Here is a 20555-nt window from a genome sequence, read left to right as displayed (position 1 = left end):
ATTGACCTTAGTAATCGTAGTGACTCACTGTGATAAAGGTTAAACCTTCCAGCAAGGTTAAGGTCAAGGGGGAAATATGAATATTAGCGATGTGGCGAAAAAAACCGGTTTAACCAGCAAAGCCATTCGGTTTTATGAAGAGAAAGGGCTGGTGACGCCGCCATTACGTAGCGAAAATGGTTATCGCACCTACACGCAGAAGCATTTAAACGAGCTGACGTTGCTGCGACAGGCGAGGCAGGTGGGGTTTAATCTGGAAGAGTGTGGCGAACTGGTCAATCTGTTTAACGATCCGCGACGCCATAGCGCAGATGTGAAAAAGCGGACGCTGGAAAAGGTCGCGGAGATCGAGCGCCATATCAGCGAGCTGCAATCAATGCGCGATCAACTGCTGGCGCTGGCGGAGAGTTGTCCCGGCGATGACAGCGCCGACTGCCCGATTATTGATAATCTTTCCGGCTGCTGTCATCACAAGGCGCAAAAGCCACGTTGATTAAACGGCACGAATGCGTAAGGTGATGCCTTCCACGGCGATCACTTCGACATGCGTACCTGCGCGCAGGTCTTCGTCAGCGCATACCGGCCACGAGCTGTCGCCGACACGCATATGACCCCGTCCGTTCACTAACGCGGCATCAAGCATAAACCGGCGGCCTACCAGTTGTTGTCCGCGTTGGTTAAGGCGGCTGTCGGTCGGCTTTTGTTCCCGCACGCGACGCGCCAGCCAGCGCCACCAAAGCCAGGCCGCCAGTAACGTTAAGGCCGCAAACAGCACGCCCTGCCATTCCCAGCCGAGCGGTAAGAGCCAGACGGTTAAGCCGGTAATCACTGCCGCCACGCCGCTCCACAGCAAATAGCCGTTACCGCCGAGCATTTCCGCAGCCAACAACAGGCCGCCGAGGCTAAGCCAGAAGATATGCGGATGCACCAGAATCATCGCTATCATGCTTTTTTCCGTTCGCTGGCGCTGTCCTTAACCAGCTCGCTGATCCCGGCGATAGCGCCCATCAGACTGCTGGCATCCAGCGGCATCATGACCACTTTGCTGTTATTCGCCGAGCCGATTTGCTGTAACGCTTCGGTGTATTTCTGCGCCACGAAGTAGTTTATCGCCTGAATATCCCCGGCGGCGATGGCTTCAGACACCATCTGCGTAGCGCGGGCTTCCGCTTCGGCGGAACGTTCGCGCGCTTCCGCCTGCAGGAAAGCGGACTGACGTTCGCCTTCGGCTTTCAGAATCTGCGACTGTTTTTCCCCCTCGGCTTTCAGGATTTCCGCCTGACGTACCCCTTCGGCCTCAAGGATATAGGCGCGTTTGGTACGTTCCGCTTTCATCTGGGCGTTCATAGAGGAGATCAATTCCGCGGGCGGGCGGACATCGCGAATTTCGATACGGGTAACTTTAATTCCCCACGGGTTGGTGGCTTCATCGACAATATGCAGCAGCCGCGTGTTGATGCTGTCGCGCTGGGAGAGCATTTCATCCAGCTCCATCGAACCGAGCACCGTACGGATATTGGTCATGGTCAGGTTAATGATCGCCAGTTCCAGGTTACTGACTTCATAAGCGGCGCGCGGCGCATCGATAACCTGAATAAAACAGACCGCATCGATAGTGACGTTGGCGTTATCTTTTGAGATAACCTCCTGCGACGGAATATCCAGCACTTGCTCCATCATATTGATCTTGCGACCAATTCTGTCCATAAACGGTACAACAAGGCTTAATCCCGGCTGCAGGGTTTTGGTGTAACGTCCAAAGCGCTCCACCGTCCACTGGTATCCCTGCGGAACGATTTTGACGCCCGCGCCGACGATCACCAGCGCGACGAAAATGAGAATAGGGATAAGAATGAGCATAGCTAAACCTCCTGTTGCGTTGTCCATAAACCGATTTTGCTGACGAATTAAGCGAATTATACCTGATTCAGTAAAGCATGTTCCCCCCTTATTAATTACAGGGATACACTATCGCTATAAAAATATGAACAACGGATGCGCAATAAATGACAGAACGTAGCATGTTGCTTGAGTTAAAGCAGGTCGGTTACCGGACTGCGACGACAAAAATAGTGAATAACATCAGTTTTACGCTGCAACGCGGCGAATTTAAGTTAATTACCGGTCCTTCTGGCTGCGGAAAAAGTACGTTGTTGAAAATGGTGGCCTCGTTAATAAGCCCTGATATCGGCATGATTCTTTTTGAGGGGCAGGATATTACTACTCTGAGTCCGGAAGCCTATCGCCAGCAGGTTTCTTATTGCGCTCAGACGCCAGCGCTATTTGGCGATACGGTTTACGATAACCTGATTTTTCCCTGGCAAATTCGCCATCAGCGCCCGCAGCCGACAGCCTTCGCAGACGATCTGGCGCGTTTTGAACTGCCGGAGACGATTCTGCAAAAACCGATTACCGCGCTTTCCGGCGGAGAAAAACAGCGTATTGCTCTAATTCGTAATCTACAGTTTCTGCCGAAAATACTGTTACTCGACGAAATAACCAGCGCGCTGGATGAACATAACAAACGGAATGTAAATGATATTATTCATCGCTATGTTCGCGATAAGCAGGTCGCTGTCTTGTGGGTAACGCATGATAAAGATGAAATTCAACACGCGGATAAGGTGATAACGTTAACGCCATCTGCCGGAGAGATGCAGGAGGCGCGTTATGAACGAGCATAATATTACCAATACCTCGCTGGCGTTATCGATGCTGCTGGTGGTGGTCGCGATGCTCATCAGTCACAAGGAAAAGCTGGCGCTGGAAAAAGATATTCTGTGGAGCGTATGCCGGGCGGTGATACAGCTCATTATTGTCGGCTATGTACTGAAATACATCTTTGGCGTTAATCATGCCGCCCTGACGCTGCTGATGGTGCTGTTCATCTGTTTTAACGCCGCCTGGAACGCGCAAAAGCGCAGTAAATATATCGATAAGGCATTTCTCTCCTCGTTTATCGCCATCACCGTCGGCGCCGGACTAACGCTGACGGTACTGGTGCTTACCGGTTCGATTGAATTTGCGCCGATGCAGGTGATTCCCATCGCTGGCATGGTCGCCGGCAATGCGATGGTGGCGGTAGGGCTGTGCTACAACCAACTGGGGCTGCGTTTTCACAGCGAGCAGCAGCAAATCCAGGAAAAATTAAGTTTGGGCGCAACGCCGAAAATGGCCTCCGCCGGGCTTATCCGCGATAGTATCCGCGCATCGCTTATCCCGACGATCGACTCGGCAAAGACCGTTGGGCTGGTGAGCCTGCCGGGGATGATGTCCGGGCTGATTTTTGCCGGGATCGATCCGGTAAAAGCGATTAAATATCAAATTATGGTAACGTTTATGCTGTTGTCGACAGCCAGCCTGTCTACCATCATTGCCTGCTATTTAACCTACCGGAAGTTCTATAATTCGCGTCATCAGTTGGTAGTGATGCCGCTCAAGAAATCATGATAGTTGCCGGATGATGGCGTAAGCGCCTTATCCGGCCTGAGGACGACAGGTAGGCCAGATAAGCGCGCCATCAGGCAAGAGAGGATTAATACAGTAGCGCGTACAACTGGCGGCGGTATTTCGACGCCAGCGCGTCGCCGGTGCCGAGCGCGGCAAGGATCTCCTGGAAGGTTTTGCGCGTCTGTCCCTCGGCGGCGGCAAGATCTTTTCTCAGATGGCTGAACAGCAATTCCAGCGCTTCTTCATTACGTCCGACCTGGTGCAACTGCAACGCCAGTTGCGTTGCCAAAGCCGCATCCTGCGGATTCTCCGCGACTTGCTGCTGAAGTTGCTGAATTTCCGGCGTATCCGCCGCCTGTTTAAGCAGTTCGATCTGCGCAACCAGCCCCTGATAACGGGTATCCTGATCCTGTAGCGGAATAGTTTTTAACACCGCTTCGGCCTCTTCAGAGCGGTTCAGCGCAATTTGCGCTTCCGCCAGTAACAGGCCAATCTCACTGTTCTGCGAAGAGAGCTGCCAGGCGTCTTTGAGCAACGGCAGCGCGTCAATGTAGTTGCCCTCCTGCATTAACTGCATCGCTTGTTGCGCTTTTAGCTCTTCTTCACGCGGCAGTACTTTATCCAGCAGAGCGCGGATCGCCTCTTCCGGCTGCGGCCCCTGGAAACCATCGACCGGTTGGCCATTCTGGAACAGATAGACAGTCGGGATGGCGCGCAGACCAAACTGAGCGGCGATCATCTGTTCGGCGTCGCAGTCCAGCTTTGCCAGAATAAACTGACCGTGGTACTGGGCAGCCAGACTTTCCAGCACTGGCGTTAATTGCAGACAGTGTTGGCTGCGTTCAGACCAGAAATAGAACAGTACCGGCGTGGTCATGGACTGCTCTAAGGTCTGCTGCAGGTTGGATTCATTAATATTGACAATGTTCTGTACGGACATGGCGTCGCTCTCTTTTGTCTGTGTCACGTTTACATGGGGGCTGACGGGCGCGCTTCAACTCAGCTTTGTAAAATTTTATCCAGCATCCGGCCCGGCAATATGCGTTTCAGCGCCATCACCGCCCAGGTGACCAGCGTAACAGGATAGCGCAGCCTGGGTTTATCGCTTGCAAAAGCATGACGTACTTTCGCTACTACCGCGTCAGGATCGCGGGTGAAACGTGCGGCGATGCCGGGATTTTCTACCGGTTTATCACGCTGCGTCTGGTTAACGTTATCGGTAAAACGGGTACGAATCGGCCCCGGTTCTATCAGGCTCACTTTAATGCCTGTGTGCCGTAGCTCCATACGTAGCGCGTCAGACCAGGCTTCGAGCGCATATTTGCTGGCGGCGTAAGCGCCGCGCCCTGGGGTGGAAATCAGCCCCATCACCGATGAGGTCATCACAATGCGTCCTTCGCCATGCGGCAACATGGCGGGAAGTAAGCGCATAGTAAGCTGATGCGCGCCGAAGAAATTACTGGAAAACTGTTGCTCCATCTGCTCACGGCTGATGGTGGAAAGGGGGCCATACACGCCGTAGCCGGCATTGTTAAAGATCCCATACAGACGATTATCGGTCAGGGCGATCACTTCATCGGCGGCACGATCCACGCTTTCAGGGGAGTCGAGATCGATCAACACGCCGGTAAATCCCATACTGTTCATCCGGGCGACATCATCAGGTTTGCGGCAGCCCGCCAGGATTTGAAAGCCCTGGCGTTTAAGCTCAAGCGCGCTGTCCAGACCGATTCCGCTGGAACATCCTGTTATTAAGACCGATTTTTGCATAACTTTACCTGTCAGGATCTCCGTTGATTTAAGAGTCGTGGTTAACTATATCCGTCATACTTCAAGTTGCCTGTGCGTTCGTTTACTCCAGTCACATAGGTATCTATGCTCCTGGAAATTCTCTTACGTGCCGCCTTCATGCAACTCGAATGATTCAGGAGAGAAAAGGGGTCAACTGCTTCGCCATCCAGTCGGCAATAAACGGCTGGGCGTCGCGGTTGGGATGAATGCCGTCATCCTGCATCCACTGCGGTTTCAGATATACCTCTTCCATAAAAAACGGTAACAGAGGAATATCGAACTCTTTGGCGAGCTTAGGATAAATGGCGCTAAAGGATTCATTATAACGGCGACCGTAGTTAGCGGGCAGATGAATTTGCATCAGTAACGGTTGGGCATCGGCGGCTTTCACCGTCTGAATGATTTTACGTAGCGTCTGTTCGGTTTGCGCAGGCGCAAAACCGCGTAGGCCATCGTTGCCGCCAAGTTCCACCACTACCCAGCGCGGGTGATGCTGTTGCAACAGCGCCGGCAAACGCGCCAGTCCCTGCTGCGAGGTATCACCGCTTATACTGGCATTAACGACCGACGTTTTGTTTTGCCATTTATCATTAAGGAGCGACGGCCATGCCGCGCTGGCGGCCATACGGTAACCGGCGCTGAGACTATCGCCCAGAATTAATAAGGTGTCTGCGGCGGCGGCACGGAAAGTTAACAGGATCAAAAACAGGAAGGGCAAATGCCAGCGGAAAACAGTGTTGAAGTTCATCGTCTCAGGAAGTCCGTCGGTCAGGGTGAGCATGAGCTTTCCATCCTTACCGGAGTTGAACTGGTTGTCAAACGCGGCGAAACCATTGCGCTGATTGGCGAATCAGGATCGGGAAAATCTACGCTGCTGGCGATTCTCGCCGGACTGGATGACGGCAGTAGCGGAGAGGTCAGTCTGGTCGGGAAACCGCTTCACCAGATGGACGAAGAGGCGCGGGCGCAGCTTCGCGCTCAGCATGTCGGTTTTGTTTTTCAATCCTTCATGCTTATTCCTACGCTTAACGCGCTGGAAAACGTTGAGCTACCGGCCCTGCTACGCGGTGAAAACAGCGGTCAGAGTAAGGCGGGGGCGAAAGCGCTGCTCGAACAACTGGGACTGGGAAAACGGCTTGACCACCTTCCGGCACAGCTTTCCGGCGGCGAACAGCAGCGCGTAGCGCTGGCGCGCGCGTTTAACGGGCGTCCTGATGTGCTGTTTGCCGATGAGCCGACGGGCAACCTTGACCGTCAGACCGGAGATAAAATCGCCGACCTGCTATTTTCGCTTAACCGCGAGCACGGCACCACGCTGATTCTGGTGACGCACGACCCGGCGCTGGCGGCGCGCTGCGACCGGCGGCTGCGGTTGGTCAACGGTCAGTTACAGGAGGAGGCATGATAGCTCGCTGGTTCTGGCGCGAATGGCGCTCGCCGTCGCTGATTATTGTCTGGCTGGCGTTGAGTCTGGCGGTGGCCTGCGTACTGGCGCTCGGCAGTATCAGCGACCGGATGGAAAAAGGGTTAAGTCAGCAAAGCCGCGAGTTTATGGCAGGCGATCGGACTCTGCAAAGTTCGCGGGAGGTACCGAAGGCCTGGCTTGAAGAGGCGCGTAAACGCGGCCTTAACGTGGGCGAGCAGTTAACCTTTGCGACCATGACGTTTGCCGGCGATACGCCGCAACTGGCCAGCGTGAAGGCGGTAGATAGCGTTTATCCGATGTACGGCGAATTGCAAACCCGTCCTGACGGAGTGAAACCGCAGCCGGGTAGCGTACTGCTGGCGCCGCGTCTGATGGCGCTGCTTAATTTGAAAACGGGCGATACCATTGATGTCGGCGACGTGACCTTGCGTATTGCCGGTGAAGTGGTGCAGGAGCCGGATTCCGGGTTTAACCCTTTTCAGATGGCGCCGCGTCTGATGATGAATATGGCCGATGTGGCAAAAACCGGTGCGATACAGCCGGGGAGCCGCGTGATGTGGCGGTATAAATTCGGCGGAACGCCGCAACAGCTTGCTGGCTATGAAAGCTGGCTGTTACCGCAGCTTAAACCGGAACATCGCTGGTACGGACTGGAGCAGGATGACGGGGCATTGGGGAAATCGCTCGAACGTTCGCAGCAGTTTTTGCTGCTTTCGGCGTTATTAACGCTACTGCTGGCGGTAGCTGCCGTCGCGGTGGCGATGAGCCATTACTGCCGTAGCCGCTACGATCTGGTGGCGATTTTAAAAACGTTGGGCGCGGGCCGGGCCCAGTTGCGTAAACTTATCATCGGACAGTGGTTGATGGTGCTGGGGCTTTCCGCCGTCACGGGAGGCGCGATTGGGTTACTGTTTGAAAACATATTGTTGGTGCTGCTAAAACCGGTACTGCCCGCCGATTTGCCGCCCGCCAGCCTGTGGCCCTGGCTGTGGGCGCTGGGTGCGATGACGGTCATCTCTCTGCTGGTCGGTTTACGGCCTTATCGATTGTTGCTGGCGACCCAGCCGCTACGGGTGCTGCGCCGCGACGTTGTCGCTCGCGTCTGGCCGTTAAAAATTTATTTGCCTGTCGCCTGCGCCGTCGTGGTGGCGCTGCTCGCCGGATTGATGGGCGGAAGCATGCTGTTGTGGGCGGTTCTGGCGGGCGCCGTGATACTGGCGCTGCTGTGCGGTCTGGTGGGCTGGATGCTGCTTAACGTGCTGCGCGGCATGACGTTGACGTCGCTACCGCTGCGTCTGGCCGTCAGCCGACTTCTGCGTCAGCCGTGGTCAACGTTGAGTCAGCTTTCGGCGTTTTCGCTTTCGTTTATGCTGCTGGCGCTCTTGCTGGTGCTGCGCGGCGACCTCCTTGATCGCTGGCAACAGCAGCTCCCGCCGGAAAGTCCGAACTATTTCCTTATCAATATTGCTTCAGAACAGGTCGCGCCGCTGAAAGCCTTTTTGGCGGAACATCAGGTGATTCCGCAGACGTTTTATCCGATTGTGCGGGCGCGGTTAACGAAGATAAACGGTAATCCGACGGAAGGCCAGCAGGATGAGTCGCTCAACCGTGAACTGAATTTGACCTGGCAGGATACGCGCCCGGCGCATAATCCGCTGGTCGCCGGTCACTGGCCACCAAAATCGGGCGAAGTCTCTATGGAAGAGGGGCTGGCGAAGCGGCTGAACGTCAAACTCGGCGATAGCGTAACCTTTATGGGCGATACCCAGGCATTTAGCGCTAAAGTCACCAGCCTGCGTCAAGTGGACTGGGAAAGCCTGCGGCCCAACTTTTTCTTCATTTTTCCTTCCGGGGCGCTGGACGGGCAACCGCAAAGCTGGTTGACCAGTTTTCGCTGGGAGAATGGCAACGGCATGTTAACGCAGCTTAACCGCGAGTTTCCTACCGTCAGCCTGTTAGATATCGGGGCGATCCTGAAACAGGTGGGACAGGTGCTGGAGCAGGTCAGTCGGGCGCTGGAGGTGATGGTTGTGCTAGTCACCCTCTGCGGCATGTTGCTATTACTGGCCCAGGTACAGGTCGGGATGCGTCAGCGCCATCAGGAGCTGGTGGTGTGGCGCACGTTAGGAGCCGGAAAGAAACTGTTGCGTACCACACTCTGGTGCGAATTCGCCATGCTGGGGTTAGTTGCCGGGTTGGTCGCCGCGATTGGCGCGGAGACGGCGCTGGCGATCTTACAAATTAACGTTTTTGATTTCCCCTGGGAGCCGGACTGGCGTTTATGGGGCGCACTGCCGTTTTGCGGCGCGCTGCTGCTTTCCGTATGCGGCGGCTGGCTTGGCGTTCGTTTGCTGAAAGGCAAAGCGCTATTCCGACAGTTTAACGGATGATTCATGATGTGAATAATTTCGCGCCGGTTTTTAAAACGGCGCGTACTTTTTTAGTCGCACAAATTGATAACTCCTTGATTTTTAGTAGCACAAATCATTAAAAAATACACAACACGTAAGGTTTTATAACAGTTATTATTTTCCTGCTAAATGATTTGGATTGGCTATCTATCAAGGAAAATATAATGACAATTAAAATAACAGCGTTGGCGGCATCGATCGGCGCGGCAATGGCTTTCATGCCTTTCGCCACTCAGGCGGAAATCACCGTTTTAAAACAAGATCCCCAGGCGGGTAATCCACTCAGCCGACTCAATTTCACCGTCGGCGGGAGTATTCGTCCGCAGTTCCAGAATATGACCGGCAATGACGGCGCGAACGGTTATAAACGTAATGGTTTTGATGGCGGGACGCGTTTCCGCTTCGCCGCGGATTATTATCTGTTTGATGATATCAGTTGGATTAGCTATTACGAGCTGGGCGTCAATATCCCTGCGGTATTTGACTGGGATAACCATTATGCGAAGGGCGCGACTGATACCACTCGCCGTATGCTGTATACCGGCTTCAAGAGCGCGACGTGGGGAACGCTGACCTTCGGTCAACAGAACAGCATTTATTACGATGTGGTGGGCGTAAAAACCGATATCTGGGATTACGACATGATAGGTCAGGCGCCGGGCAACGGGATTAACGGCGACTACGATGGTTCTTACCGTACGCGTAAGTCATTGAAGTATAAGAAAAGCATTGGCAATGTCGATCTCTACGCGTCTTATCTGTTCAGCGACGATTATAATGCCAATAACGGTCTGAATTACAAACGTAAAGGCGGCGGTTCTTTAGGCGCGGATTACCATCTCACCGACGATCTGACCTGGGGGACGGCATGGAACTATACCCGTGCGGAGATGCGCGGCAACGGCAATAAAACTTACGATCAAAATATTGTCGGTACCGCGTTAAGCTGGACGCCGGAAAACTGGACTATCGCCGCAGGCGGCGGTTGGTATCAGAACTTTATGACGACCAAAAAAGTGTCTGTGAATGATTACTTTGCCGGCGATGCGTGGGGTCTGGAATATTTTGTCGGTTACGCTTTCCCGATTGGTCAGTATGCCGTGAAAGCTATTCAACCGTACTTTATGGGCGACCGCATTGAATATGTGAATGGCCGCGACTATCTGCGCACCGATAACGGCGTGGGGATCACCTTCCAACTGGATTATGGTTTCCGCGTTGATTATGAACATGTTTTCACCTCCAGCACTGACAATCTGGGCGATATGAACCTGGTGCGTCTGCGTTACGATTTCTAAAGCGTTTTCCTGTGCCGGATGTTGGCGTTAAGACCTCTTATCCGGCATTTCCCTTTACGCCATTCCCGCCTGACACACGCCTGAGCGCCTGCCTCGTACATTTAACGACACACCAGGAAACATCATGAAATAATTTCAAGGACAGCAGGCTGTGATCTGTGTCATGTTAAGAAATAGCCTTTCGTTTGGGCCAAAACAGACGATGCCGCATGAACGGCATCCGGCACAGCATCACACTATTTAAAATGGAGAAATTATGGGATTGCGTCAGAGTTTACGCATTGCGGCCAGCACGCTATTACTGGCCTGCGGATTACAGTTTGCCCATGCCGATAGTTCCCCGCAAACGATCGTATTTGGCGTCGCGCCAGGGCCGTATGGCGACATGGTGAAGCAGGCGATTGCGCCGACATTAAAAGAAAAAGGGTATAAGGTCGTGGTGCGCGAGTTTAGCGACTATGTCCAGCCCAATATGGCGTTAGCTAACGGCAGCATCGACGCCAACCTCTTTCAACATACCCTCTATTTTGACAAATTCACCGCTGACAAAGGGCTGAAGCTCAGCAAACTTATTGTGGTACCGACCGCCGGGATGGGCTTCTATTCACGTAAAATCAACAGTCTGGATGCGCTTAAAAAAGGGGACATTATTACCCTCTCCAACGATCCGACTAACCTGGCGCGCGGCCTTCGCTTCCTGCAATCGTTGGGGCTTATCACGATTAAGGACAATATCGATCCGACCAAAGCCTCTGAACGAGATATCGCCAGCAATCCAAAAGGACTGGTTTTCAAACCGCTGGAAGCCGCACAGCTACCGCGCACGCTGGATGGCGTGACCGGCGCGCTGGTTAACGGGAACTTTGCGGTGGCGGCAGGACTCGATCTCTCCAGCGCGATTAAGCAGGAACACCTGGATGAGAATCTGAAAAATATCATTGCGGTACGCAGTGAAGATGCCGATAAGCCGTTTGCCAAAGATATTGTCGAGGCGGTGAAATCGCCGGCTTATCGCGCGGTCATCGACGATCCAAAGAATATTTATAGCGCCTTCCAGAAACCGGAATGGATGACCGCGACCCCCTGATCGCAGCGGTAGCCATCCCCAATTTCTGAGGTGAATATGATTGAAATAGAAAAAGTCTGCGTCGATTTTACCGCCGGTCGCGGTACCCCCACGCGCGCGGTGGATGATGTGAGCCTGCATATCGCCGCGGGCGAGATTTTTGGCATTGTCGGTACCAGCGGCGCAGGAAAAAGCACTCTGCTGCGTACCCTGAACGCCTTAACGCGTCCCAGCCAGGGGCGCGTCAACGTCAACGGCGTGGAAATTTCGGCGCTGGACGGAAAAGCGTTACGCCAGGCGCGGCAGCGTATTGGTATGATTTTCCAGCATTTTAACTTAATGCATACCCGGACAGTGGCGCAAAACGTGGCGTTTAGCCTGAAAGCGGCTGGCTGGGAACGCAGCAAAATCGCGCCACGGGTGGCGGAAATTTTAACGCTGGTGGGCCTTGCCGATAAAGCGAATCGTTTCCCGGTACAGCTCAGCGGCGGGCAAAAACAGCGGGTGGGGATAGCCCGCGCCATCGCTAACCATCCGGATGTGTTGCTGTGTGATGAACCGACTTCCGCTTTGGATCTGGAAACTTCCGCCACGATTCTGGCCCTGCTCAGACAGATCAATGCACAGCTCGGGATTACTATTGTGCTGATCACCCATGAAATGAACGTGATCAAATCTATTTGCGATCGCGTGGCGGTAATGTCGGGCGGTAAGGTTGTGGAGTCGGGCGAGGTGTTTGATGTGTTTGCCCACCCGCAACACGCTTTCACACAGCAACTGGTGTCTCATACCCTTAATTTGACCCTGCCGGAACGTTTACGGGAACACCTGCCCGGGCAGTTGCTGAAAATTTTGTTTATCGGCGATTCGGCGGAGCAGCCGGTACTGTCAGAGGTGGCGATCAAGTTTGGCGTCGCGGTCAATATCCTGCATGGCAAGATTGAGTATATCGGCGAACGCGCGTTGGGCATTCTGGTGGTGCAATTAACCGCGCCGCATAATCCAACGGCGGTGGCCGCCGCCGTGGAGCATATCCGTCAACGTACCGCACAGGTGGAGGTGATCCGTGGATGATTTATTGCCGGATTTAACGCTGGCGTTCAATGAAACTTTCCAGATGTTGAGTATTTCAACGGTGCTGGCGATTCTTGGCGGTCTACCGCTCGGTTTTCTGATTTTTGTCACCGATCGTCATCTGTTCTGGCAGAACCGTTTTATTTATCTCGTCGCCTCGGTTCTGGTGAATATTATCCGCTCGGTGCCATTTGTTATTTTACTGGTGCTGTTACTGCCGCTAACGCAGCTTTTGCTGGGCAATACCATTGGCCCGATTGCAGCCTCCGTCCCGCTGTCGGTGGCCGCCATCGCGTTTTATGCACGCCTGGTAGATAGCGCGCTCCGTGAAGTCGATAAAGGGATTATTGAGGCGGCGCTGGCATTCGGCGCTAGTCCGATGCGTATTATCTGTACCGTACTGTTGCCGGAAGCCAGCGCAGGGCTGCTGCGCGGCCTGACGATTACATTGGTAAGCTTAATCGGCTACTCGGCGATGGCCGGGATTGTCGGCGGCGGCGGGGTAGGCGACCTGGCGATTCGCTATGGCTACTACCGTTACGAAACCGAAGTGATGGTTGTTACCGTGGTGGCGCTGATTGTGCTGGTTCAGGTCGTTCAGATGCTGGGCGACTGGCTGGCAAAACGTGCCGACAAGCGCGACAGACACTAAGCCGGCTCAATGTAGCGTCAGCCGGCAATAAAAGTAAGCTATTGCGCTTTTAGCCAGTTGGCAACGTCTTGCCATGGGCCGCGAAAAACGATATTCGCGGCTTTTTTCTCCAGTTGATAGCGATACATTGGGTCGTAATATTCGTTAAGTAGCGGAACCAGCCATGCCATATGGCCGTCGGTGCTGCCGCTGGATAATTGCTCCGCCAGCGCCCTATCCAGCGTGTCCGTCAGTTCGGCAAAGCGTTGCAACCCCAGACGGCGGCGAATAGCGAACAGTCCATGATGAAGATATTCACTATACGCCTGCCAACCGGCTTCATCGCCGTAGGCGTGGGTGAAGTCGTGATGCATACGGATGAAATACTCTTCACGCAGTCGTTCCAGACGAAGCGCAAACGGATCTTCCACTACCGCAATGGGGGCCTGCGCCATTCTTTCGCGTAAACACTCAGGCAGATGGTTGGCGCCGATCGTTCGCCCTTCATCTTCCAGTATCCACCTTTTTAGCGTCTGACGCGCGTTAATTTTCAGCAATTCAACGGCAAGTTTGTTTTCAAAACTGGCCTGGCTGAGCTGGGGGTTCAGCGTGCGGCCAAAAGAGGAGCCGCGATGACGCGCGAGACCTTCCAGATCCACGCCGTTGGGCTGTTGTCGCACCAGTTGCGTTTTGCCGCTGCCCGTACAGCCGCCAATTAAAAGTATCGGTTTTTGCGCCAGTTGCCAGGTCGCCTGAATTGCTGTCTGGCGCAGCGCTTTATAGCCGCCTTCAATAAGCGGGCAGTCAATCCCTGTTTCTTGCAGCCAACGTTGTACGATATGTGACCGCTGACCGCCGCGCGCGCAGCACAGATACCCGTTGGGGAAACGTTGATACGCGGCTTTCCAGGCCTCAAGCCGCTGCTGGCGAATGTCGCCGCAAACCAGCCGATGCCCCAACGCTAACGCCGCATCCGCGCCCTGACGTTTGTAGCAGGTGCCGACGGCGGCTCGCTCGTCGTCCATCATCAATGGCAGGTTGATGGTGCCCGGCATGGCGCCCTGTTCAAACTCAATCGGCGCGCGTACATCAATTAAAGGCGTATCGGCAAGGAGGAGCGCGCGATAGTCCTGTGCTTTTTGTCTGTCTTGCATAACGTAAAACGTAACCTTAAATCATCCTTTGCGCTATTTTACGCGCCAATTCGCAAAGTGGCTTGATTTTTAACAGCGTACCGTGTTGAAAATGGATAAAAAACCGGCTATTTCGGGCTGTCGTTGGGTAAATAATTTCACAATGTCTTCTACCGCTTTGCCTCCGCCAAATTTATGCCAGGCGAGGCTTAACGGTGAGGGCGGACGCATCGTCGGAATGGTACAGCTCACCAGTTCGTTTTTGTCGATCAGCGTTTGACAAAGCGGCTGCGGGACAAAACCGATACCGACGCCTGCCAGATGAGCGGCGATTTTGGTTTCCATATCAGGCACGATAATTTCCTTCTGCCCCGGAAGGCGCCAGGCTACCCGCTTGGTCAGCGTACGCGCGCTGTCTTCGATATTAATTGCCGGGAAACGGCGCAGCTGCGCTTCTGTTAGAGGCCCGCTGACGTGAGCTAAAGGATGATCCGCGGACATCACAAAACGCCATTGTACGGAACCTAAAGGGTCGAGCATAAAGGTATTAGCCAACGGCTCGGTGCCAGTTACGCCAATTGCCAGCGAAAAACCTTCATACAGGAGCGAATCCCAGACGCCCATATAAATTTGCCGGGAAAAGTGAAACTGAGTGAAAGGGTAACGCGCATTAAGCCACGATAAGAGACTGGCGACCGCTTGCGGGCTATAGAGCAGGTTATTCACCACAATATTGACCTGACGCTCTACGCCGTCGTTAACCTGGCGTAGCTCGTCAGGCATGCTATCCAGCCACGCAAGCCAGTCTTTTGCCTGAGAGAGAAGGTGAGAGCCCGCCGCCGTCAACGAGACGCTTCGCGTTGTGCGAAAGAACAGCCCTACGCCGGTATTTTCCTCCAGCAGTTTGATGCGGTAGCTAATGGTTGCCGTGGTTTTACACAGGCGCTCCGCCGCTTTGGAGAAACTCCCCGTTTCGGCAACGCTGATAAAGGTACGCAGTGTTTCCGGGTCAAACATCGTCAGACGCCTCCTTACGATCCTGATAAAACCAGAATTGTTTTCCTATGATTTTTAAGTAGTTTTACATAATAGCCATGTTTGATTTGTGGTCTAAATCTACTTTTGGAAAAATATTCCAACTTTTATGTTGATGTTAAATCCCGAAGGTTTTAGATTGCATGGTATTGAAACCGGATAGAGTCCAAACCGCGGTTAAACGGAATCGAGCTACAAGGGAAAAATAATGAAACTTGAGGTATTACCGTTAGATCAGAAGACGTTCAGCGCTTATGGAGATGTTATTGAGACGCAGGAACGTGACTTTTTTCATATAAACAACGGGTTAGTTGAGCGATATCACGACCTGGCGAAGGTTGAAGTTCTGGAGCAGGATCGCACGCTGATCAGTATTAACAGGGCGCAACCGGCCGCGATGCCTATTGTGGTACATGAACTGGAACGTCATCCTTTAGGTACGCAGGCGTTTGTGCCGATGAACGGCGAGGCTTTTGTCGTTATTGTCGCGCTCGGCGATGATAAACCCGATCTCTCCACGCTGCGGGCGTTTATTAGCAATGGACGGCAGGGCGTCAATTATCACCGTAATGTATGGCATCACCCGCTGTTTGCGTGGCAGACGGTTACCGATTTTCTGACGGTGGATCGCGGCGGCAGCGATAACTGTGATGTTGAAAGTATCCCGACACATGAACTCTGTTTTGCGTGACGCTATTGGCCTTCTTGCATAAGATGAACATATTGTTCATTGTTTATGCTCATATTTTGGGCCGGAGTTAACGTAAATATGACGGAAGTAAGACGACGCGGCAGGCCAGGACAGGCAGAGCCGACTGCGCAGAAAGGCGCTCAGGCGCTGGAGAGGGGCATAGCGATATTGCAATATCTCGAAAGAAGCGGCGGCAGTTCATCAGTTAGCGATATTTCCGGCAGCCTGGATTTACCGCTTTCTACGACGTTTCGCCTGTTAAAGGTACTGCAAGCGGCTGATTTTGTGTACCAGGATAGCCAGCTTGGCTGGTGGCATATTGGTTTAGGCGTATTTAATGTGGGCTCTGCGTATATTCATAATCGCGATGTCCTCTCGGTGGCCGGACCCTTTATGCACCGACTTATGCTGCTTTCTGGCGAGACGGTCAACGTAGCGATTCGCAACGGTAATGAAGCGGTGTTAATCGGTCAAAAGGAGTGCAAATCGATGGTCAGAATGTGCGCGCCCTTAGGGAGTCGTCTGCCGTTACATGCTTCCGGCGCCGGAAAAGCGCTGCTTTACCCGCTCACCGAAGAAGAGCTGGTGGGGATCGTCGTCAATACCGGTTTGCGGCGGTTTACGCCGACCACTCTGGTGGATTTACCTATCCTGCTTAAAAATCTGGAGCAGGCGCGTGAACAGGGCTACACCGTCGACCAGGAAGAACATGTTGTCGGGCTGAATTGTATCGCCTCCGCTATCTATGACGATGCGGGCAGCGTGGTCGCCGCTATCTCAATATCGGGACCGGCTTCCCGGCTGACGGAAGATCGCTTTATCAGCCAGGGGGAACTGGTACGGGATACCGCGAAAGACATCAGTACGGCGCTTGGGCTAAAACCCCCTGTAGCCTGAGCCGCATCCCGCTCGCTGGAGCGGGACTTTTTTAAAATTTTTAAAAGTTGGAAACTTTTTCCAATAAAAAGAGGTAGCAATAAAATGGCAAAAATGAGAGCCGTGGATGCGGCAATGTATGTGCTGGAAAAAGAAGGTATCACCACAGCATTCGGCGTTCCTGGGGCTGCAATCAACCCCTTCTATTCTGCAATGCGTAAGCATGGAGGCATTCGCCATATACTGGCGCGTCATGTGGAAGGCGCTTCGCATATGGCTGAGGGCTACACACGTGCGGCGGCAGGTAATATTGGGGTCTGCCTGGGCACTTCCGGCCCGGCGGGAACCGACATGATCACCGCGCTCTATTCCGCTTCTGCCGACTCTATCCCGATTTTATGCATTACCGGTCAGGCGCCACGAGCGCGTCTGCACAAGGAAGATTTCCAGGCAGTCGATATTGAAGCGATTGCAAAACCAGTCAGCAAGATGGCAGTGACGGTTCGTGAGGCGGCGCTGGTGCCGCGCGTATTACAACAGGCTTTTCATCTGATGCGCTCAGGCCGCCCAGGTCCTGTGCTGGTTGATTTACCGTTTGATGTCCAGGTTGCGGAGATCGAATTCGATCCGGATATGTATGAGCCGCTGCCGGTATATAAGCCAGCCGCCAGCCGCGTACAGATTGAAAAGGCGCTGGAGATGCTGATTCAGTCCGAGCGTCCGGTAATTGTCGCGGGCGGCGGGGTTATTAACGCCGACGCCGCGCCACTGCTGCAGCAGTTTGCCGAACTGACCAACGTACCGGTGATCCCTACCCTGATGGGCTGGGGCTGTATCCCGGACGATCACCCCTTAATGGCGGGGATGGTCGGCCTGCAAACGGCGCACCGCTACGGCAACGCCACTCTGCTGGCATCCGATATGGTTTTTGGCATCGGTAACCGTTTCGCCAACCGTCATACGGGGTCCGTTGAGAAATATACTCAGGGTCGAAAAATCATCCATATCGATATTGAACCGACGCAAATTGGCCGCGTGTTGTGCCCGGATCTGGGCATCGTTTCTGACGCCAAAGCGGCGCTAACGTTGCTGATCGATGTCGCGCAGGAGATGCAAAAAGCGGGGCGTTTGCCATGCCGGAAGACCTGGGTGGACGAATGCCAGCAGCGTAAACGGACTTTGCTGCGTAAAACCCACTTTGACAACGTGCCAGTGAAGCCGCAGCGCGTCTATGAAGAGATGAACAAAGCCTTTGGTCGCGATGTGTGCTATGTCACCACCATTGGATTGTCGCAAATCGCGGCAGCGCAGATGCTGCATGTGTTTAAAGACAGACACTGGATCAACTGCGGCCAGGCGGGGCCTCTTGGCTGGACAATCCCGGCGGCATTAGGGGTATGTGCTGCCGATCCGCAACGCAATGTGGTGGCGATTTCCGGCGATTTCGACTTCCAGTTCCTGATTGAAGAGTTAGCCGTCGGCGCGCAGTTTAACATTCCGTATATCCATGTGCTGGTTAACAACGCTTATCTTGGTCTGATTCGCCAGTCGCAACGCGCATTTGACATGGACTACTGCGTACAGCTCGCCTTTGAAAATATCAACTCCAGCGAAGTGAATGGCTATGGCGTTGACCATGTAAAAGTGGCGGAAGGGTTAGGCTGTAAAGCAATTCGTGTCTTTAAACCGGAAGATATTGCGCCTGCATTTGAACAAGCCAAAGCGCTAATGGCGCAATATCGCGTTCCGGTGGTGGTGGAAGTCATTCTGGAACGCGTAACCAATATTTCCATGGGCAGCGAACTGGATAACGTAACCGAGTTTGAAGAGGTTGCGGATAGTGCGAAAGATGCGCCAACAGAAACCTGTTTTATGAAATATGAGTAAGGGAGGTAATCGATGTTACGTTTCTCTGCCAATCTTTCTATGCTGTTTACGGAATATGATTTCCTGGAACGCTTTGATAAAGCGGCGTTGTCGGGATTTCGCGGCGTGGAATTCATGTTTCCCTACGATAACGACATCGAAGTGTTAAAACGTAAGCTCAGGGATAATAATCTGGAACATACGTTACATAATTTACCGGCTGGCGACTGGGCGGCTGGCGAACGTGGAATTGCCTGTATTCCTGGGCGCGAAGAAGAGTTTCGCGATGGCGTAGCGGCCGCAATCCGCTATGCACGTGCGTTAGGCAATAAGAAAATAAATTGTCTGGTGGGTAAAACGCCGTCAGGATTCTCCGCAACGGAGATCCACGACACGTTGGTCGAAAACCTGCGCTATGCGGCAAATATGCTGGCGAAAGAAGATATTTTATTACTTATCGAACCTATTAATCACTTTGATATGCCGGGATTCCATCTCACCGGCACTCAACAGGCGTTAGCCTTAATTAAGGATATCGGCAGCGATAATATCAAAATTCAGTATGATATTTATCACATGCAACGCATGGAAGGGGAATTAACGCAAACCATGACGGCATGGGCCGATAAAATAGGCCATTTACAGATTGCTGATAACCCGCGTCGCGGCGAGCCGGGGACCGGGGAAATTAATTATGACTTTATTTTTAATGTCATTAAACAGTCTGGTTATGATGGCTGGGTTGGCTGTGAATATAAACCACTGACTACCACGGAAGCGGGATTATCGTGGATTAATCAGTACCGTTAAAACGCAGAATAATTCGGGCAGCGCTTTTTTTTCCACTGTGTTGGAAGGGGATTGTGTTGCCTGAATCTGGAAACACCGAAAGCAATAAAAGAGGTTGTATATGAAACTGGGATTTATTGGCCTGGGAATTATGGGCTCGCCAATGGCTATCAATTTGGCACGCGCCGGTCATCAATTACACGTTACGACTATTGGTCCGGTCGCGGACGAACTGCTCTCGCTGGGGGCGGTAAATGTTGAGACTGCACGTCAGGTAACTGAATTTGCAGACATCATCTTCATAATGGTGCCGGATACGCCGCAGGTTGAAGACGTGTTATTTGGCGAACACGGTTGCGCTAAAACATCGCTTCAGGGAAAAACCATCGTCGATATGAGTTCTATTTCTCCTATCGAAACCAAACGTTTTGCCCAGCGCGTTAATGAAATGGGCGCTGATTACCTGGATGCCCCGGTTTCCGGGGGAGAAATCGGGGCGCGTGAAGGCACTCTGTCGATTATGGTTGGCGGCGAGCAGAAAGTCTTTGACCGCGTTAAACCGCTCTTTGACATCCTGGGAAAAAATATCACCCTGGTGGGCGGCAATGGGGATGGGCAAACCTGTAAGGTGGCTAACCAAATTATTGTTGCGCTGAATATTGAAGCGGTTTCTGAAGCCTTAGTGTTTGCTTCAAAAGTAGGTGCCGATCCGGTACGCGTGCGCCAGGCGTTAATGGGCGGGTTCGCCTCTTCACGCATTCTGGAAGTTCACGGCGAGCGGATGATCAACCGGACGTTCGAGCCTGGTTTCAAAATCGCGCTTCATCAGAAAGACCTTAATCTTGCATTGCAAAGCGCAAAAGCGCTGGCGCTGAATTTACCGAATACGGCGACCTGCCAGGAATTATTCAATACCTGTGCGGCAAATGGCGGGAGCCAGCTTGATCATTCGGCAATGGTACAGGCGCTGGAATTAATGGCCAATCATAAATTGTCCTAATTATGTGTATCGCTGCGG

General features: G+C 53.1%; 21 protein-coding genes. 14 read left to right on the top strand and 7 right to left on the bottom strand.

Going from position 1 to position 20555, the window contains the following annotated elements; genetic code table 11:
* The first annotated feature begins 76 nt into the window (after positions 1-76).
* Positions 77-493, top strand: a complete 417-nt coding sequence (cueR, locus tag ACLJPQ_RS03955; protein WP_001026760.1) for a Cu(I)-responsive transcriptional regulator — start codon at positions 77-79, stop codon at positions 491-493.
* On the opposite strand, the gene ACLJPQ_RS03950 is transcribed toward cueR, so the two are convergent.
* Entirely contained in the window at positions 494-946 is a 453-nt protein-coding gene (locus ACLJPQ_RS03950; RefSeq protein WP_000561177.1) for an NfeD family protein, read from the bottom strand.
* Positions 943-1860, bottom strand: coding sequence for an SPFH domain-containing protein (locus ACLJPQ_RS03945; RefSeq protein ID WP_000906146.1), 918 nt, complete (start codon positions 1858-1860; stop codon positions 943-945). The genes ACLJPQ_RS03950 and ACLJPQ_RS03945 overlap by 4 nt, the downstream gene beginning before the upstream one ends.
* 146 nt (positions 1861-2006) lie before the next feature.
* Here ACLJPQ_RS03945 and fetA point away from each other — a divergent pair, with 146 nt between their 5' ends.
* Positions 2007-2684, top strand: a complete 678-nt coding sequence (fetA, locus tag ACLJPQ_RS03940) for an iron efflux ABC transporter ATP-binding subunit FetA (RefSeq protein ID WP_000140187.1) — start codon at positions 2007-2009, stop codon at positions 2682-2684.
* Positions 2671-3450 carry an iron efflux ABC transporter permease subunit FetB gene (gene fetB, locus ACLJPQ_RS03935; RefSeq protein ID WP_001002130.1) on the top strand — a complete coding sequence of 260 codons (780 nt, stop codon included), beginning with the start codon at positions 2671-2673 and terminating at the stop codon, positions 3448-3450. Before fetA ends, fetB begins: the two co-directional genes overlap by 14 nt.
* 85 nt (positions 3451-3535) lie before the next feature.
* Here the strand turns inward: fetB and cnoX are convergent, their stop codons facing one another.
* The 3 genes from cnoX to tesA form a co-directional block, all read right to left on the bottom strand.
* A complete protein-coding gene (gene cnoX, locus ACLJPQ_RS03930) occupies positions 3536-4390 on the bottom strand; it encodes a chaperedoxin (protein ID WP_000116060.1) in 855 nt (284 codons plus the stop codon).
* A gap of 59 nt (positions 4391-4449) precedes the next feature.
* A complete protein-coding gene (locus tag ACLJPQ_RS03925; RefSeq protein WP_001172802.1) occupies positions 4450-5220 on the bottom strand; it encodes an SDR family oxidoreductase in 771 nt (256 codons plus the stop codon).
* Positions 5221-5374: 154 nt separating this feature from the next.
* Positions 5375-5989 (bottom strand): multifunctional acyl-CoA thioesterase I/protease I/lysophospholipase L1, encoded by a 615-nt coding sequence (gene tesA / locus ACLJPQ_RS03920; protein WP_001010574.1) that lies wholly within the window; start codon positions 5987-5989, stop codon positions 5375-5377.
* Here tesA and ybbA point away from each other — a divergent pair.
* The 6 genes from ybbA to ACLJPQ_RS03890 all read left to right on the top strand — a co-directional run bounded on the left by ybbA (position 5960) and on the right by ACLJPQ_RS03890 (position 13168).
* Positions 5960-6646, top strand: a complete 687-nt coding sequence (ybbA, locus tag ACLJPQ_RS03915) for a putative ABC transporter ATP-binding protein YbbA (protein WP_001110598.1) — start codon at positions 5960-5962, stop codon at positions 6644-6646. The two genes, tesA and ybbA, sit on opposite strands and share 30 nt — an antisense overlap.
* A complete protein-coding gene (gene ybbP, locus ACLJPQ_RS03910; protein WP_058821697.1) occupies positions 6643-9057 on the top strand; it encodes a putative ABC transporter permease subunit YbbP in 2415 nt (804 codons plus the stop codon). The genes ybbA and ybbP overlap by 4 nt, the downstream gene beginning before the upstream one ends.
* A 185-nt stretch (positions 9058-9242) precedes the next feature.
* Positions 9243-10376, top strand: coding sequence for a porin (locus ACLJPQ_RS03905; RefSeq protein ID WP_000152862.1), 1134 nt, complete (start codon positions 9243-9245; stop codon positions 10374-10376).
* A gap of 256 nt (positions 10377-10632) precedes the next feature.
* Positions 10633-11463: a MetQ/NlpA family ABC transporter substrate-binding protein gene (locus ACLJPQ_RS03900; protein ID WP_000524317.1), complete on the top strand. Its 831-nt coding sequence runs from the start codon at positions 10633-10635 to the stop codon at positions 11461-11463.
* 36 nt (positions 11464-11499) lie between these two features.
* Positions 11500-12516: a virulence-associated ABC transporter ATP-binding protein SfbB gene (sfbB, locus tag ACLJPQ_RS03895; RefSeq protein WP_000569660.1), complete on the top strand. Its 1017-nt coding sequence runs from the start codon at positions 11500-11502 to the stop codon at positions 12514-12516.
* Positions 12509-13168, top strand: coding sequence for a methionine ABC transporter permease (locus tag ACLJPQ_RS03890; protein WP_000342247.1), 660 nt, complete (start codon positions 12509-12511; stop codon positions 13166-13168). Before sfbB ends, ACLJPQ_RS03890 begins: the two co-directional genes overlap by 8 nt.
* Before the next feature lie 38 nt (positions 13169-13206).
* Here the strand turns inward: ACLJPQ_RS03890 and mnmH are convergent, their stop codons facing one another.
* Positions 13207-14301: a tRNA 2-selenouridine(34) synthase MnmH gene (mnmH, locus tag ACLJPQ_RS03885; RefSeq protein ID WP_080184596.1), complete on the bottom strand. Its 1095-nt coding sequence runs from the start codon at positions 14299-14301 to the stop codon at positions 13207-13209.
* A gap of 69 nt (positions 14302-14370) precedes the next feature.
* Positions 14371-15297, bottom strand: coding sequence for an HTH-type transcriptional activator AllS (gene allS / locus ACLJPQ_RS03880; RefSeq protein WP_000460169.1), 927 nt, complete (start codon positions 15295-15297; stop codon positions 14371-14373).
* A gap of 226 nt (positions 15298-15523) precedes the next feature.
* Here allS and allA point away from each other — a divergent pair, with 226 nt between their 5' ends.
* The 5 genes from allA to glxR all read left to right on the top strand — a co-directional run bounded on the left by allA (position 15524) and on the right by glxR (position 20537).
* The gene (allA, locus tag ACLJPQ_RS03875) at positions 15524-16006 is read left to right on the top strand and encodes an ureidoglycolate lyase (protein WP_000764659.1); all 483 of its coding nucleotides are present in this window, start codon (positions 15524-15526) and stop codon (positions 16004-16006) included.
* Positions 16007-16084: 78 nt separating this feature from the next.
* On the top strand, positions 16085-16903 hold the full coding sequence (gene allR, locus ACLJPQ_RS03870; RefSeq protein ID WP_000141265.1) for an HTH-type transcriptional repressor AllR: 819 nt from the start codon (positions 16085-16087) through the stop codon (positions 16901-16903).
* Positions 16904-16987: 84 nt separating this feature from the next.
* Entirely contained in the window at positions 16988-18769 is a 1782-nt protein-coding gene (gene gcl / locus ACLJPQ_RS03865) for a glyoxylate carboligase (RefSeq protein WP_001096865.1), read from the top strand.
* Between the two features lie 12 nt (positions 18770-18781).
* Positions 18782-19558: a hydroxypyruvate isomerase Gip gene (gip, locus tag ACLJPQ_RS03860; protein WP_000943591.1), complete on the top strand. Its 777-nt coding sequence runs from the start codon at positions 18782-18784 to the stop codon at positions 19556-19558.
* Positions 19559-19658: 100 nt separating this feature from the next.
* On the top strand, positions 19659-20537 hold the full coding sequence (glxR, locus tag ACLJPQ_RS03855; RefSeq protein ID WP_080184595.1) for a 2-hydroxy-3-oxopropionate reductase: 879 nt from the start codon (positions 19659-19661) through the stop codon (positions 20535-20537).
* Positions 20538-20555: the final 18 nt, after the last annotated feature.

Source organism: Salmonella sp. SAL04213, from assembly GCF_046550535.1.
In the GTDB taxonomy this organism is placed as follows: Bacteria; Pseudomonadota; Gammaproteobacteria; order Enterobacterales; family Enterobacteriaceae; genus Salmonella; species Salmonella enterica.
This window is presented reverse-complemented; position numbering and strand designations above follow the sequence as displayed.